This is a genomic window from Massilia sp. Leaf139 (assembly GCF_001424165.1).
In the GTDB taxonomy this organism is placed as follows: Bacteria; Pseudomonadota; Gammaproteobacteria; order Burkholderiales; family Burkholderiaceae_D; genus Telluria.
This window is the reverse complement of record NZ_LMOJ01000025.1, coordinates 625,292-641,177: the sequence shown is the minus strand read 5'-3', so window position 1 is coordinate 641,177 and position 15,886 is coordinate 625,292. Positions and strand designations below refer to the sequence as shown.

Sequence of the window (15,886 nt, the reverse complement as noted above, 5' to 3'; positions counted from 1 at the left end):
GCGCGCACGACGCATTATCCGGATAACGAACAACCGGCGCAGATGGCAAGCTCATCCGCGCCGGTTTTTTTACGCCCGCTTCAATTGATCTCCGATCGGCAGCTTGCGAATCCGCTTGCCGGTCGCCGCAAACACGGCATTGGTGAGCGCCGGCGCGATGCCGGACGTGCCCGGCTCGCCGATACCGCCCGGCTCGTCGGTGCTGGTGACGATGTGCACTTCCACTTTCGGCGCTTCATTGATGCGCATCATGCGATAGTCGCCGAAATTGGTCTGCTGCACGCGGCCGTTGGCGAGCGTGATCTCGTTCCACAGCGCCGCCGTCGCCCCGAAGACGATGCCGCCTTCCATCTGGGCGACGATGGTGTCGGGATTGATCGCCTGGCCGCAGTCGACCGCGCACACGACGCGGTGCAGGCGCACGTCGCCATCCGGGCCGACCGAGACTTCCGCCACCTGCGCCATGTAGCTGCCGAAGGCGAACTGGGTCGAGATGCCGCGCCCGACCTTGCGGCCAGCAATCGGCGCCAGCGGCTTGCCCCAGCCCGCCTTTTGCGCGGCCAGGTTCAGCACGCCGAGCGTGCGCGGCGATTTATCGAGCAAGGCGCGGCGGAAGGCGAGCGGATCCTGCTTCGCCGCCTGCGCCAGTTCGTCGATAAAACTTTCCACCACAAACACGTTGTGGGTCGGGCCGACGCCGCGCCAGAAGGCGGTCGGCACGCCCGGCGGTTCGTGGCGCACATACTCGACCCGCATGTCGGGAATCGTGTACTGCAGGTCGGCCGCGCCTTCCACCGCATCCGGATCGACGCCGTTCTTGACTGCCGGCGGCGCGAAGCGCGCCATGATCGACGAACCCGTCACGCGGTGGAACCAGGCCGCCACTTTTCCCTTGTCGTCCAGGCGCGCCGCCAGGCGATCCACATAATATGGACGGAACATGTCGTGCTGGATATCTTCTTCGCGCGTCCAGATGAATTTGACCGGGCCCTTGGTCAGTTTTGCAAAGGCCACCGCCTGGATCACGTAGTCGACTTCCAGGCGCCGGCCGAACCCGCCGCCCAGGTAATAGTTATGCACCTTGACCTTTTCGACCGGGATGCCGGCGACCTTGGCCGCCGCGCCCTGGGCCAGCGCCGGCACCTGGGTGCCGACCCAGAGGTCGCAGCCGTCGGGACGCAGGTCGACCGTGCAATTCATCGGTTCCATGGTGGCGTGGGCGAGGAAAGGCATCTCATAGACGGCTTCGACCTTGCGCCCGCCTTCCTGGGCCAGCGATTTGATGGCGTCGCCCGCGTTCTTGGCGACCGCACCAGTTCCCTCGGACATTTTCATCATGTCGCTGATGATGCCGGCCAGCGACACTTTAGCGTTGGCGCCATCGTCCCAGCGCGGGGCTGCCGCCGCCAGGCCCTGCTTGGCGGCCCAGAAGTGATCCGCCACCACGGCCACGGCCCCCTCCAGACGCAACACCTGGCGCACACCCTTCACGGCCATGGCCTTGGCCTCGTCCACGCCGACGAGTTTGCCGCCCGTGACCGGCGAGGCGGCGACGGCGGCGATGCCCATGATCGGCAGGCGCGCATCGATGCCGAACAGGGCCGTGCCGTCCGTCTTGGGCGCCGAATCGAGGCGCTTCATCGATGTGCCGATCAGAACATATTGCTCCGGCGTCTTCAGCTTGACGTTCTTCGGCAACTCCATGGTGGAGGCCGCGTCGACCAGTTCGCCGAAGTGGGCCGAACGGCCGGAGGCCTGGTGGCGCACGGAACCGGCCACGACCTGCAGTTCGTTCGTATCGACATCCCAGTTCTTGGCCGCGGCCGCGACCAGCACGCTGCGCACCATGGCGCCGGCTTCGCGCAGCGGTTTCCAGGCGCCGCGCACCGAGGTCGAGCCGCCCGTCACCTGGCCGCCGAGCAGCGGGTCGGCATACAGTTCGTTGTTGGCCGGCGCCTGCTCCAGCTTCACCTTCGCCAGGTCGGCGCCGAGTTCCTCGGCCAGCAGCATCGGCATCGAAGTGAACGTGCCCTGCCCCATCTCGACCTTGTGGACGATCAGGGTGACGATGCCCGTGCGGTCGATGCGAATAAACGCGTCGCGCGCCAGGCCCGGCGGCGTGTCGGAATGCTTGGTACTGGCCTGCCCCACCGCCTTTTCCGGCGGCGCTTCCTTGCGCTCGCTCTCCTTCTGGCAGCCGAACAGCGAGAAGCCGAACAGCAGTCCGCCGCCGGCGGTCGCACCCAGTTGCATGAAGCGGCGGCGCGAATTCGGGATCTTCGTTTCTTTGATTTGGCTCATGTGCGCTCTTTCGCTTCCCTTATTATTTTGCGGCGGCGATCTTGATCGCCTGGCGGATGCGCCCATAGGTGCCGCAGCGACAGATATTGCCCGACATCGCATTGTCGATATCGGCGTCGCTCGGCTTCGGGGTCGTCTGCAGCAAGGCCGTGGCCGACATGATCTGGCCCGACTGACAATAGCCGCACTGCACCACATCGATCTGGCGCCAGGCGTCCTGCACCTTGGCGCCGACCGGATCCTGGCCGATGGCCTCGATGGTGACGATCTTCTTGCCCGCCGCGCTTGCTACCGGCGTGACGCAGGAGCGGATCGGCTGGCCGTCGAGGTGGACGGTGCAGGCGCCGCACAGGGCCTGGCCGCAGCCGAACTTGGTGCCGGTCAGCCCGGCCACATCGCGCAGTACCCACAGCAAGGGCATGTCGTCGGGGACGTCGAGGTTGGTAGTGGTGCCGTTGATGGTAAGGGCGGGCATGCGTTTTCCTTTGCTATTTGGCCAATCAAACCATGATAAAGCAAGCACGTCGGACGCGCTGAGGAGGGGGCGCGGATCGGCGCCGGCGGCCTCGCGCGCTCTGGCGGGCTCGCTTTTGGTGTATGCTACGTCCATCGTAACAACGGCTTCACGCCAACTATGCCCGAGTATCCCAGTGACGTCCGATCGGACGCCAAACCCCACCGGTCGCTCTTCGAACGACTGACCGCACTCATCTCCCCTGAGCCAGAAAACCGCACCGAGCTGCTCGAAGTGCTGCACGAAGCACACGAGCGCAACCTGATCGACGCCGACGCCCTGTCGATGATCGAAGGTGTGTTCCAGGTCTCCGATCTCTCCGCGCGCGACATCATGGTGCCCCGTTCCCAGATGGACGTGATCGACATCACCGATCCGATCGAGGAATGGCTGCCGATCGTGCTGGAAACCCAGCACTCGCGCTTCCCCGCCATCGAAGGCGAGCGCGACAAGGTGGTCGGCATCCTGCTGGCCAAGGATCTGCTGCGTTATTACACCGAGAAGTCGTTCGACGTGCGCGCCATGCTGCGCCCGGCGATCTTCATCCCGGAATCGAAACGCCTGAACGTGCTGCTGCGCGACTTTCGCGCCAACCACAACCATATGGCCATCGTCGTCGACGAGTACAGCGGCGTGGCCGGCCTGATCACCATCGAAGACGTGCTGGAACAGATCGTCGGCGACATCGAGGACGAATACGATTTCGACGAGGAAGAAGACAATGTCCTGTCGGTCAAGGAAGGCCAGCTCGGCCCGCGCTGGCGCGTGAAAGCCCTGACCGAAATCGACCAGTTCAACGAAGAAATCGGCGTCGACCTGCCGGAAGACGAGGCCGACACCATCGGCGGTTTCGTCGCCGGCCACCTGGGCCGCATGCCGCACAAGGGTGAGGAATTCACCCTGCGTAACCTGCGCTTCGAAGTGCTGCGCGCCGACGCGCGCCAGATCCACGTACTGCTGGTCGAGAAGCTGCCACCGTCGCAGCACGCCCGCGACGACGACGATTGATGCTGCGCCGCCGTCCCGCGAGCGCGCCGCGCAGCGCTCAAACACCGACTGTGCGGGGCGCGCGTCCTTCCCTGCGTGAACTGGTGCTGGCGGCCCTGGCCGGCGGCGCTTCCCTCTTTTCCTTCGAGCCCTTCGGCTGGTGGCCGCTGCAGTTCCTGCTGCTGGCTTACCTGTTCTATCGGGTCGGCCTGGGCAACAGCGTCAAGCGCGCCACCCTGCTCGGCTGGGCCTTCGGCTTCGGCTGGTCGGTCGGCGCCATGCATTGGCTGTATATCCTGATGACCCGTTTCGCCCACCTGCCGGCGATCCTGGGTGCCATCGGCATCGTCCTGCTCGGGCTGTACATGGGCCTGTTCGGCGCCTTTGCGCTAGGTGCCGCCACCTGGCTGCGGCGGCGCTGGGCGCTGCCGCTGGGCGCGTTTGTCATGGTCGCGCTGCCGGTCGCCTGGGGCGTGTCCGAATGGATGCGCGGCTGGGTGTTTACCGGTTTCCCCTGGTCGGTCTCGGGGTATGCCCACGTTAGCGCGCCGCTGGCGGGCTATGCGCCGCTGATTGGCGTGTACGGCATCGGCGTGCTGGTCGCCCTGTGCGCCGCCTGCCTCGTCATGCTGACCCAGCGCAAGCGGCTGCAGGCGGTCGGCTTGCTGGCGGCCCTGCTGGCCGTCGGCGCCGTCTTGCGCACGGTCGAGTGGACGCAGGAAACCGGTGCGCCGATCAGCGTGCGCCTCTTGCAAGGCAATGTCCCGCAAGATCAAAAATTCGACCAGGCCTTCCTCACGAGCATCCTCGACAAATACCATGCGATGATCACGGCGGCGCCCGCCGACCTGATCGCCACACCGGAAACGGCGATCCCGAGCTTCCCCCAGCAATTGCCGCCGAATTACCTGGAAAGCCTGCAGCGCTTTGCCAGCACCAGCGGCAGCGCGCTGGCGGTCGGCATTCCCCTGCTGGACGGCCCGCGCCAGTACGCCAACAGCGTCATCGCGCTGACGCCGCAGCCGGCGCCCTACCGTTACGACAAGGCGCACCTGGTGCCCTTCGGCGAATTCATTCCGCCGGGCTTCCGCTGGTTTACCGACATGCTGAACATTCCGCTGAACGACGCCACGCGCGGCAAGGCCATGCAGCTGCCCTTCGCCGTGAAGGATCAGCTGGTGCTGCCGAACATCTGCTACGAGGACGTCTTCGGCGAAGAGATCGCCTACCAGCTGCGCAACGCGCCACGGCCGGCGACGCTGCTGCTGAACATGTCGAACCTGTCCTGGTACGGCCAGTCGTACGCGATCCCGCAGCACCTGCAGATTTCGCGCATGCGCACGCTGGAAACGGGCCGCCCGATGCTGCGCTCGACCAACGATGGCGCCACCGCCATCATCGACGGTCGCGGCGTCGTCCGGCAGGCGCTGCCCTTCTATACGGAAGGCGTGCTCAGCGCGACCGTGCGCGGCACCAGCGGCTTCACACCGTACATCCGCTTCGGCAATTACACCTTCCTGCTGCTGGGCGGGCTGGCGCTGGCGGGCGCGTGGCTGTCTGGGCGAAATTATCGGAAGAAAAAGGCCGATGTCGAATAGTTGAGGTGAACTCGGCCCCAGAGGCTGGGCAAAACCCGCTAGAATTGGTCATTTGGCAAACTTACTGCGGCGTTACCCACGATGCTCACATTCCAACAAATCATCCTGACCTTGCAAACCTACTGGGACAAGCAAGGTTGCGCCCTGCTCCAGCCGTATGACATGGAAGTGGGCGCCGGCACCTTCCACACCGGCACCTTCCTGCGTGCGATCGGCCCCGAGCCATGGCGCGCCGCCTATGTGCAGCCATCGCGCCGTCCCAAGGATGGCCGCTACGGCGAGAACCCGAACCGCCTGCAGCACTATTACCAGTACCAGGTCGTGCTGAAACCGGCGCCGGAAAACATCCTCGACCTTTACCTCGGTTCGCTCGAAGCCCTGGGCCTGGATCTGAAAAAGAACGACGTGCGCTTCGTCGAAGACGACTGGGAAAGCCCGACCCTGGGCGCCTGGGGCCTGGGCTGGGAAGTCTGGCTGAACGGCATGGAAGTGACCCAGTTCACCTATTTCCAGCAAGTCGGCGGCCTCGACTGTAAACCAGTGTTGGGCGAGATCACCTACGGCATCGAGCGCCTGGCGATGTACCTGCAAGGCGTGGAAAACGTCTACGACCTGGTCTGGACGGAGTGGGAAGAAAATGGCGTGACCAAGAAGCTGTCCTACGGCGACGTCTTCCACCAGAACGAAGTCGAGCAGTCGACCTACAACTTCGAGCACGCGAACACGGAGCTGCTGTTCCAGGCCTTCGCCAACCACGAATCCGAAGCCAAGCGCCTGATCGAGCTGGAACTGACCCTGCCGGCCTACGAGCAGATCATGAAGGCCTCGCACAGCTTCAACATGCTCGATGCGCGCGGCGCCATTTCCGTGACCGAGCGTGCCGCCTACATCGGTCGCGTGCGCACGCTCTCGCGCCTGGTGGCCCAGGCCTATTACGACTCGCGCGAAAAGCTCGGCTTCCCAATGGCGCCGAATGCCGTCCAGCCTGCCCAAGCCGCTGCCTAAGTCCTGGAACAGACAAGAACAGAACCCATGAATCAAACACTACTCGTCGAACTGCAGACCGAAGAACTGCCACCGAAAGCGCTCGTCAAACTGGGCGCCGCCTTTGCCGCCGGCATCGCCAACGGCCTGAAGGCGCGCGACTTCCTCGATGAAGACAGCGTCGTCACTCCCTACGCCACGCCGCGCCGCCTGGCCGTCTCGATCACCAAGGTGCGCGCGACCTCGCCGGATAAATCGATCCGCGAAAAGGTGCTGCCGGTGTCGGTCGCCCTGGACAAGGACGGCAACCCGAGCGCGCCGCTGGCGAAAAAGCTGGCGGCCCTCGGCTTCCCCGGCCTGCGCATCGCCGACCTGGAACGCGCCCAGGACGGCAAGGCGGAAAGCTTCTTCTACACCTACACGGCGCCGGGCAGCGCCCTGGCCGGCGGCCTGCAGGACGTGCTGGCCGATACGGTGGCCAAGCTGCCGATCCCGAAGGTGATGAGCTACCAGCGTCCCGATGGCGCCACCGTGCAGTTCGTGCGTCCGGTGCACCTGCTGCTTGCCCTGTTCGGCGAACAGGTGCTGCCCCTGACCCTGCTCGGCCTGGACGCCGGCCGCCAGACCATGGGCCACCGCTTCCTGTCGCACGGCCAGTCGATCGCGATCACGCATGCGGACAAGTACGCCAGCATCCTGGAGACCGAAGGCAAGGTGATCGCCGGCGCCGAGGCGCGCAAGGAAAGCATCCGCGCCCAGCTGCTGGAAAAAGCGGGCGCCGACCAGGTCTTGATGCCGGAGTCGCTGCTCGACGAAGTCGCGGCCCTGGTCGAATGGCCGATCGTGTACGAATGCCGCTTCGAGGACGTGTTCCTGTCGGTGCCGCAGGAATGCCTGATCCTCACCATGCAAACGAACCAGAAGTATTTCGCGCTGACGGACAAGGAAGGCAAGCTGCGCTCGCGCTTCCTGATCGTCTCGAACATCGCCACGGACGACCCGCAGCACATCGTCGGCGGCAACGAGCGCGTCGTGCGCCCGCGCCTGTCGGACGCCAAGTTCTTCTTCGAGCAGGACAAGAAGAAGACCCTGGAATCGCGCCTGCCGCAGCTGGCCAATGTCGTCTACCACAACAAGCTGGGCACGCAGGCGGAACGCACCGAACGCGTGACGCAGCTGGCGAGCGCGATTGCCAAGCGCCTCGGCTACGACGTGGCGCTGGCCGAACGCGGCGCGCGCCTGGCGAAGGCCGACCTGCTGACCGACATGGTCGGCGAATTCCCCGAGCTGCAGGGCATCATGGGCACGTACTACGCGCGCCACGATGGCGAGCCGGACGAGGTCGCGCTGGCCGCGTCCGAGCACTATCAGCCGCGCTTCGCCGGTGACAAGCTGCCGTCGACGAACACGGGCCTGGTGGTCGCGCTGGCCGACAAGCTCGAAACCCTGGTCGGCATCTGGGCCATCGGCCTGCAGCCGACCGGCGAGAAGGATCCGTTCGCGCTGCGCCGCCACGCCCTGGGCGTGATGCGCATGCTGGTCGAGAAGCGCCTGCCGCTGTCCTTGTCCGCGCTGCTTGCGGACGCGGTCGGCGTGTTCGCAGGCCAGGCTGCTTTCAAGGATCCTACCGCCGAGGTGAAAGCCTTCATGCTCGACCGACTGCGCGGCATGCTGCGCGAGCGCGGCTTCACGCCGAACGAAGTGGAAGCGGTGCTGGCCCAGAACCCGGATCGCGTCGACGACGTCGTCGGCCGCCTGGAAGCGGTGCAGGCCTTTGCCGCGCTGCCGGAAAGCGCCTCGCTGGCCGCCGCCAACAAGCGCATCACCAACATCCTCAAGAAGACCGACGCCGCCATCGGCACCGTCTCGCCTGATCTGCTGCAGGAAGGGGCCGAGCGCAAGCTGGCCGCCAGCATCGAGCGCGTGCGTCCGGAAGTGGATGCGGCCTTTGCCGGCGGCGATTTTGCCGGTACGCTGAAAACCCTGGCCCAGCTGCGCGACGACGTCGACGGCTTCTTCAACGACGTGATGGTGATGGCCGAGGACGAGGCGTTGCGCAACAACCGCCTGGCGCTGCTGTCGTCCCTGCACGGCATGATGAACCGCGTCGCCGACATCTCGAAGCTGGCGGCGTAAGGTAGATTCATGAAGCTGATCATCCTCGACCGCGACGGGGTCATCAACCACGACTCGCCGGATTTCATTAAAAGCCCGGCCGAGTGGATTCCGATCCCCGGCTCGCTCGAGGCGATCGCACGCCTGAACCAGGCCGGCTACCGCGTCATCATCGCCTCGAACCAGTCGGGCATCGCACGCGAACTGTTCGACATGCCGACCCTGAACGCGATCCACCAGAAGATGCACAACGCCGCCCAGCAGGTCGGCGCCGACATCGACGCGGTGTTCTTCTGCCCGCACGCGGCCAGCGACCACTGCGACTGCAGGAAGCCGAAGGCCGGCATGTTCGAGGAGATCAGCAAGCGCTTCAAGGTCAGCCTGAAGGGCGTGCCGACCGTGGGCGACTCGCTGCGCGACCTGCAGGCCGGTTTCATCAGCGGCTGCCTGCCGCACCTCGTCCTGACCGGCAAGGGCGAGAAGACCCACGAGACCGGCGGCCTGCCGCCCGGCACCCAGGTCTACCCCGACCTGGCCGTAATGGTGACGGCGCTGCTGAAAACGGCGCCGCGCGCCGGCGGCTGAATCACCCCCCATCATCAAACCAAAGAGAGTCCCGCTTGCGTACCGTCGTCCCGTTCCTGCGTTCCCTGTTGTTCACCATCGTGATGGTGCTGGCCACCGTGGTCTGGGCCTGCGTCTGCTTTCTCGCCGCGCCCCTCCCCTACAACAAGCGCTTCTGGGTGACCTCGCGCTGGAACGTCTTCATCATCTGGTGCGCGAAGGTCATTTGCGGCATCCGCTACCAGTTCAAGGGCTACGAGAACCTGCCGGATGCGCCGGCCATCGTGCTCTCGAAGCACCAGTCGGCGTGGGAGACGATCTTCCTGCTGCCGAACCTGATTCGTCCGCTGGTCTTTGTCTTCAAGAAGGAAATCCTGTATATCCCCTTCTTCGGCTGGGCGATGGCGCTCCTGCGCATGATCCCGATCGACCGCAGCGAAGGCAAGAACGCCTTCGCCCACGTCGTCCGCCATGGCAAGCGCCGCCTGGCCGATGGCCAGTGGATCATCATGTTCCCGGAGGGGACGCGCATCCCTGTTGGAAAAAAGGGAAAGTACAAGAGCGGCGGCGCCAGGTTGGCTGTAGAAACCCAAGCCGTCATCGTCCCGATCGCGCATAATTCAGGTGAGTGCTGGCCGAAGAATTCCTTCATCAAACGGCCAGGACTCGTGACGGTCTCGATCGGCAAGCCGATCTCGCCTGACAACCATACTCCTGACAGCCTGATGCAAGAGGTCGAAAATTGGATAGAATCAGAAATGCGCGTCATTTCGCCCCACGTCTACACCGATGGCTGAACGAAGTTGGCGCCCTGATCAAAGCACCTCCAACGCATGACATGAATTCCCCCAAGATCGCCGGGCCCCAGCTAGACCTGTTCGCACAACCCTCCAGTACCCAGGATCCGTTTCAGCGGATCCTGCATGCGCCCCCGGCGCCGGCCGCCAAGCCGGTGCCGCCGCAGCCGCTGTTCAAGGCGCCGCCCAGCCCGCCCCGCATCAATTTTCCCTCTCCGCCACGCACGCCCGACGATCCGCCCCTGCGCCGCATCGTGCTGGGTCACTACGCGGTCGACTACGAACTGAAACGCTCCGCGCGCCGCTCGATCGGCTTCATGATCGACGACGACGGCCTGCACGTGACGGCGCCGCGGCGCGCCATCCTGCCCGACATCGACAATGCGATCCGCGCCAAGCAGCGCTGGATCCTGACCAAGCTGCACGAACGTGGCGAGCGCCGCGCCAAGCGCGCCGAAAGCGCGCCGCTGGTGTGGGAAGACGGCGCCCGCCTGCCCTACCTGGGCGCCGAGATCGTGCTGCGCCTGAAGCCGGCTGCGCGCAGCCACTGCGTCTTCGATGCCGAGACGCGCGAACTGCGGGTCGGCGTGACGCCGGGCCTGACCGAGTGGCAGATCAAAGAGCTCGTGAAAATCTGGTTCCAGGCCGAAGCCAAGCGCCTGTTCACCGAACGCCTCGACTTCTATGCGCCGCAGCTCGGCGTGCGCTACAGCGCGCTGACCCTGTCTTCGGCCGGCACGCGCTGGGGTTCGTGCACGATCGGCGGCAGCATCCGCCTGAACTGGCGCCTGGTGCACTACGCGCTGCCGCTGCTCGACTACGTGGTCGTTCACGAACTGGCGCATTTGCGCGAGATGAACCACAGCCCGCGCTTCTGGGCCGTCGTCGGTTCGGTGTATGCGGATTACGATGGGGCGCGGCTGGAGTTGCGGCGCAGGTCGCACGAGATGCCGGTGTTGTTTACCGACTGAGCCAGGGCTGGTTGGACGTGTGGGCGGCAAAGCCGCCCACCCTACAAGGTATCGGTACACGTCGATGTAGGATGGACGGCTATGCCGTCCACGCGCCTGGCTGATCTAGTTCAGCAGATGATCCCGCCGTGCCTCCGCCAGCCCGCGCATCGCGCCGCGCTGAGTCTCGTTCAGGCAGCGGAACGGAATCGGCAGCGTGCCGCGTTTCAGCACCATCATGAAGCCACGCGAATAGGTGCGCACGGCCATCACGTCGGCCCAGTCGATCAGGGTCACGCCGCCGCTGGTGCGCACGATGCCGTGTTCGTCGATGGTGAATTCGTAGGTGCGGCGACCGCGCCCCAGCATCACGAAATTGAACGCCGCGCTGGCGGTGCTCTTGATGCGCAGGTAGAGGCTGGCTGGCCAGCGGATGCGGCGGCGCCGGATCAGGAAGCCGCCGTGCTGCCACATGAAGCCGATGTATTCGCGCAGCGAATAGCGTACGAAGAAATGCAGGTCGCCCAGCTTGGTGCCGACCGCCGGCACGGCCGGCGCGCTGGCAGCGCCATAGAAACCGTCACCGGCACCGTCGGTTGCTCCATGCGCCATCATGGTCATCGGCTTGCCGCTGCCGCCTTGCCCCAGGTGATTGAATGACGACATGCGCGCCCCCTTTTTCTACCGAACTCAAAAAACAATGGTAACAAAACCTAGTCAAATTCCCGTTGCAGGAGTTCAACAGTGCGCAGGGTCGCGCCACGATGGCGGCTTGCAAATTCGGCTGCTTTAGTACCCATTGCGCTGCGCGCATGTGTGTCGCACAAAAGCGATACGGCCTGCGCCAACAAACGATCCGCATCGGGTACGCGCACGGCCGCACCGACCGCCACCGCTTCCTCCGTGGCATCCAGGAAGTTGAACGTGTGCTCGCCAACGAGCACTGGTTTACCCAGCGCGCAGGCCTCGATCAGGTTCTGTCCACCCAGCGGCAGCAGGCTGCCGCCGATGTAGGCGCAATCGCAGGCCGCGTAATAGGCGAACATCTCGCCCATCGAGTCGCCCAGCACCACGTCGGCGCCGACCGCAGTATCGGTCATTGCAGCCGTCATCGCCGAACGCCGCTGCACGGACAGGCCGCGCGCGCGCACCAAACCTTCGACATCGTCGAAGCGCTGCGGGTGGCGCGGCACGACGACCAGCAGCATATTCGCCGGTTTGTCGGCGAGGCGCGTCCAGGCGTCCAGGATCAAGGCCTCTTCGCCTTCGCGCGTGCTGGCGCACAGCAGCACCGGGCGCGTGCCGAAACGCGCGCGCAGCCAGGCGCCGGTCTCGAGCGCCGCTTGCGGCGGCACCACGTCGAACTTGATGCTGCCGGTGACGGCCACCTTCGGCGCGCCCAGCGAGCGGATACGGGCCGCATCGGGCTCGGTCTGCGCGGCGACCGTCGTGATCGCCTGCGCGGCTTCGCCCATCAGCTTGCCGAACTTGCGGCCGCGGCGCAGCGAGCGCTCGGACAGGCGCGCGTTCACCAGCGCCACCGGCACGCCCTGCGCGGCGCATCCGGCGATCAGGTTCGGCCAGACTTCGGTCTCCATCAGGATGCAGATGCGCGGCGCGAAGTGGCGCAGGAAGCGGCGCACCATGAAGCCGGTGTCGTAGGGCAGATAGGACTGGATGACGCGCTCGCCGTGATGGGCGAACAGCGCGCGGCCGGTGGCGCGGCCGGTGGGCGTCATGTGGGTCAGCAGCACGCGGCTGTCGGGCCAGCCGGCCAGCAGCGCTTCGACCAGCGGTTCGGCGGCGCGGGTTTCGCCCACCGAGACGGCATGCACCATGAAGGTGCGGCGCGCGCTCGGGGCCGTTCCGTAAAAACCGAGGCGCTCGCCCCACTGCGCGCGGTAGCCGGGTTCCTTGCGCCCGCGCCACCACAGGCGCGCGAGCACCAGCGGCAGCGCCAGCCACCACAGGAAGGAATACAGGGGGCGGTTCATCGCGCGTCCAGCAGGCGGCGCGCGGCGGCGATCACCTCGTCGGAGGACGGTGGCAGGCCCTTGTCGCCCAGGTTGACGATGCGCGGCGACCAGTTGCCCTCGGTCTTCCACTTCGGCGAGTCGGCATAGATCTCCACCGTCGGCCGGTAAAAGGCGGCGGCGATGTGGGTCAGGCCCGTGTCGACGCCGATCGCCAGCGCCGCCTGCTGCGCCACGGTGACGGCATCCATCATCGACAGCTTCGGCAGCACGCGCGCATTCGGCAATTGCGCCGCCAGGCTGTCTGCTTCGCGCTTCTCGTTCTCCGAACCCCAGGGCAGCAGCACCGGCATCGGCGCCAACGCCTTGCCCGTGGCGATCCAGTTGGCCGGGGCCCACTTCTTGGCGTCGCGCGCGGTGCCGTGGAAGAAGACGGCATAGTCCTCGCGCGGCAGCCAGTCGGGGCGCTTGCTCGCTTCGGGCGGCGGCAGGCCGAAGTCGGGCGGCGTGTCCACCGGGTAGCCGAGCGCGGCGCCCGCGACCAGGCGTCCGCGCGCGACCGCATGGGTGCGCGGATCGAGCGGGATGCTCTCGGTATGGAACACACGCGAAATACCTTCGTAACCCGACCCCTCGCTGCCGTTGGCCAGGCCCACCTTGCGCCCGCCGCGTTTGACACGCGCGGCGCCCATGATGACGCCCGTTTTCAGCAGGCCCTGGGTATCGAACACGAGGTCATACTCTTCTTCGCGCAGGGTGCGGAAGAAGGCTTTTATTTCGGCGCGCACGGCTGGATCACGCAGGCCCTTGCGCCAGCGCCGCAGTGCGAACGGAATGATGTTGCGCACCTGCGGATGCAGGCGCACGAGGCTGACATAGCCCTCTTCCACGACCCAGTCGATCGTCGCCTGCGGATGGTGGCGCAGGATGTCGGCCACCATCGGCAGGTTGTGCAGGACGTCGCCCAGCGACGAGACCCGCACCAGCAGGATCTTCACAACGCGCCCGCTTCAGAACGGCAGTTTGGCGTCCGGCTTGGCGGCCAGGATCACGCTGCGGAACTCGTCCTGGATACGCGCCAGCGCTTCCGGATTCTCGCCTTCGAAACGCAGCACCACGACCGGGGTGGTGTTCGACGAGCGGGCCAGGCCGAATCCGTCCGGATACTCGACGCGCAGGCCGTCGATGTCGTTGATCTTGTCCGAGGTAGGGAACGAAGCGTCCGTGCGCAGCTTGTCGATCAGGGCGACGTTCTCGCCTTCGTTCAGGTGCAGGTGCAGCTCGGGGGTGCTGATCGCCATCGGCAGCGCGTTCAGCAGGGCCGACGGATCGTCGGCTTTTGTCAGCAGTTCGAGCATGCGTGCGCCCGAATACAGACCGTCGTCGAAGCCGTACCAGCGATCCTTGAAGAAGATGTGGCCGCTCATTTCGCCGCCCAGCGGCGCGCCGGTTTCGCGCAGCTTGGCCTTCACCAGCGAGTGGCCGGTCTTGTACATCAACGGACGGCCGCCGTGCTGCTCGATGTAGGGCGCCAGGTGACGCGTGCACTTGACGTCGTACAGGATCTCGGCGCCCGGATTGCGCGACAGGACATCGGCTGCGAACAGCATCATCTGGCGATCCGGATAAATGATGTGGCCATCCTTGGTGACGATGCCGAGGCGGTCGCCGTCGCCGTCGAAGGCCAGGCCGATTTCGGCGTCGCTCGTCTGCAGCGCGCGGATCAGATCCTGCAGGTTTTCCGGGTGCGCCGGATCCGGATGGTGGTTCGGGAAGTGGCCATCGACTTCGCAGAACAGTTCCATCACTTCGCAGCCCATGCCGCGGTACAGGTCCCCCGCGAAGGCGCCGGCCACGCCGTTGCCGCAGTCGACCGCGATCTTGATCGGACGCGAAATCTTCACGTCGCCGATGATGCGCTCGAGGTAGGCGGCGCGGATGTCGTGGGTGCTGTAGCTGCCCTGTTCGGCGGCACTGCTGCCGTCGTGCGCCTGGATGCTCTCGTACAGGCCGGTAATGGCATCGCCGTAGATCGCTTCGCCGGCCAGCACCATCTTGAAGCCATTGTAGTCCGGCGGGTTGTGGCTGCCGGTGACCATGATGCCCGAGCGCGTCCCTTCCAGCACATTGGTGGCGAAATACACCATCGGCGTGGCGACCATGCCCAGGTCGATCACATCGACGCCGGCTGCCTGCAGGCCTTCGGCCAGGGCTGCCGACAGGCTCGGGCCCGACAGGCGGCCGTCGCGGCCGATCACGACCTTGCGCTCTCCCTTGGCCAAGGCTGCCTGGCCGAAGGCCTGGCCGATGCTGCGCGCCACGCCGGCGTCGAGCGTGCTGTCGATCACGCCGCGAATGTCATAAGCTTTGAAAATCGTTTTTGAGAGAGCAACCATGTTCTACCTTGAAGAGTCGGACGTCGTCATGCACGGCCCAGCCGAATCCAACGGCAGGCGGCCAACGCCAAAATGATGAGAGGATGACAAAACAGGGAGTATTGTAGCGGCAAGCGCGGCCCTCGGGTAACTCCAATGGCCGGTGTAGGTGTTACCAGCGAGTGCTGGGTACGTGACACCTGGACGTTAATGGCTTTGAATCTCCTAAAGAGGATTAGCCACTAACGTAACGGGGCCTCGAGAAACCGTAGCGAGCGGAAGAAGGTTTGGCCGAGAAGCGCAGCTGTACGAATGTACAGCGAGCACCGCAGGCCAAAGATTCGACGCGCAGTAGGTTTATCGAGGCCCCATCATTAGACGCGGAGTTTGTCTAGGGACTTTCCGCCTTCAACCCATTCCTTGACCCATTTCGGCTGGCGGCCGCGGCCAGTCCACTGCTGCGACGAATTGTCCGGGTGGCGATAACGCACTGCGACCGAACCGGTTTTGGTACCGCGCGCCGGGGTATTGATCAGGTCTTTCAGCGGTACGCCCACCTTTTGAGCGATAGCCAGGATCTGCTCGCGCGCTTGCTGCACTTCCTGATGCTCGCGCTGCTTCATTTCCTGCTTGATTTGCTCTTGCAGGTTGCGCAAATCGCCAACCGACATATTTGACAGATCCATCATCGTTCCTCGAAAGTTGGGTTAATCCAATTCAGGTGAATT

14 protein-coding genes are annotated in these 15,886 nt (G+C 65.2%); 7 read left to right on the top strand and 7 right to left on the bottom strand.

Features of this window, described 5'->3' with window-relative positions:
• Window positions 1-69 precede the first annotated feature (69 nt).
• Entirely contained in the window at window positions 70-2,301 is a 2,232-nt protein-coding gene (locus tag ASF77_RS20660) for a xanthine dehydrogenase family protein molybdopterin-binding subunit (RefSeq protein WP_056343837.1), read from the bottom strand.
• A gap of 22 nt (window positions 2,302-2,323) precedes the next feature.
• On the bottom strand, window positions 2,324-2,776 hold the full coding sequence (locus ASF77_RS20655; protein WP_056343835.1) for a (2Fe-2S)-binding protein: 453 nt from the start codon (window positions 2,774-2,776) through the stop codon (window positions 2,324-2,326).
• A 159-nt stretch (window positions 2,777-2,935) separates the two neighbouring features.
• Here ASF77_RS20655 and ASF77_RS20650 point away from each other — a divergent pair, with 159 nt between their 5' ends.
• From ASF77_RS20650 to ASF77_RS20620, 7 genes are all read left to right on the top strand, one after another.
• Window positions 2,936-3,823: an HlyC/CorC family transporter gene (locus ASF77_RS20650; protein ID WP_056343832.1), complete on the top strand. Its 888-nt coding sequence runs from the start codon at window positions 2,936-2,938 to the stop codon at window positions 3,821-3,823.
• Entirely contained in the window at window positions 3,823-5,400 is a 1,578-nt protein-coding gene (lnt, locus tag ASF77_RS20645) for an apolipoprotein N-acyltransferase (protein WP_056343829.1), read from the top strand. The genes ASF77_RS20650 and lnt overlap by 1 nt, the downstream gene beginning before the upstream one ends.
• Before the next feature lie 81 nt (window positions 5,401-5,481).
• A complete protein-coding gene (gene glyQ, locus ASF77_RS20640; protein WP_056343826.1) occupies window positions 5,482-6,405 on the top strand; it encodes a glycine--tRNA ligase subunit alpha in 924 nt (307 codons plus the stop codon).
• A gap of 27 nt (window positions 6,406-6,432) precedes the next feature.
• Window positions 6,433-8,520 carry a glycine--tRNA ligase subunit beta gene (glyS, locus tag ASF77_RS20635; protein ID WP_056343823.1) on the top strand — a complete coding sequence of 696 codons (2,088 nt, stop codon included), beginning with the start codon at window positions 6,433-6,435 and terminating at the stop codon, window positions 8,518-8,520.
• 9 nt (window positions 8,521-8,529) lie between these two features.
• Entirely contained in the window at window positions 8,530-9,084 is a 555-nt protein-coding gene (gene gmhB, locus ASF77_RS20630; RefSeq protein ID WP_056343821.1) for a D-glycero-beta-D-manno-heptose 1,7-bisphosphate 7-phosphatase, read from the top strand.
• An 83-nt stretch (window positions 9,085-9,167) separates the two neighbouring features.
• Entirely contained in the window at window positions 9,168-9,860 is a 693-nt protein-coding gene (locus ASF77_RS20625; protein WP_056344234.1) for a 1-acyl-sn-glycerol-3-phosphate acyltransferase, read from the top strand.
• A gap of 41 nt (window positions 9,861-9,901) precedes the next feature.
• The gene (locus ASF77_RS20620) at window positions 9,902-10,831 is read left to right on the top strand and encodes a M48 family metallopeptidase (protein ID WP_056343818.1); all 930 of its coding nucleotides are present in this window, start codon (window positions 9,902-9,904) and stop codon (window positions 10,829-10,831) included.
• Between the two features lie 105 nt (window positions 10,832-10,936).
• Here the strand turns inward: ASF77_RS20620 and ASF77_RS20615 are convergent, their stop codons facing one another.
• The 5 genes from ASF77_RS20615 to ASF77_RS20595 form a co-directional block, all read right to left on the bottom strand.
• Window positions 10,937-11,476 carry a YcxB family protein gene (locus ASF77_RS20615; RefSeq protein ID WP_056343814.1) on the bottom strand — a complete coding sequence of 180 codons (540 nt, stop codon included), beginning with the start codon at window positions 11,474-11,476 and terminating at the stop codon, window positions 10,937-10,939.
• A 47-nt stretch (window positions 11,477-11,523) separates the two neighbouring features.
• Window positions 11,524-12,804, bottom strand: a complete 1,281-nt coding sequence (gene waaA / locus ASF77_RS20610) for a lipid IV(A) 3-deoxy-D-manno-octulosonic acid transferase (RefSeq protein ID WP_056343812.1) — start codon at window positions 12,802-12,804, stop codon at window positions 11,524-11,526.
• Entirely contained in the window at window positions 12,801-13,781 is a 981-nt protein-coding gene (gene waaC, locus ASF77_RS20605; protein ID WP_056343808.1) for a lipopolysaccharide heptosyltransferase I, read from the bottom strand. Before waaC ends, waaA begins: the two co-directional genes overlap by 4 nt.
• A 12-nt stretch (window positions 13,782-13,793) precedes the next feature.
• Window positions 13,794-15,179 carry a phosphomannomutase/phosphoglucomutase gene (locus ASF77_RS20600; RefSeq protein WP_056343805.1) on the bottom strand — a complete coding sequence of 462 codons (1,386 nt, stop codon included), beginning with the start codon at window positions 15,177-15,179 and terminating at the stop codon, window positions 13,794-13,796.
• A 353-nt stretch (window positions 15,180-15,532) separates the two neighbouring features.
• Window positions 15,533-15,844: an H-NS family nucleoid-associated regulatory protein gene (locus ASF77_RS20595; RefSeq protein ID WP_056343802.1), complete on the bottom strand. Its 312-nt coding sequence runs from the start codon at window positions 15,842-15,844 to the stop codon at window positions 15,533-15,535.
• Window positions 15,845-15,886 lie beyond the last annotated feature (42 nt).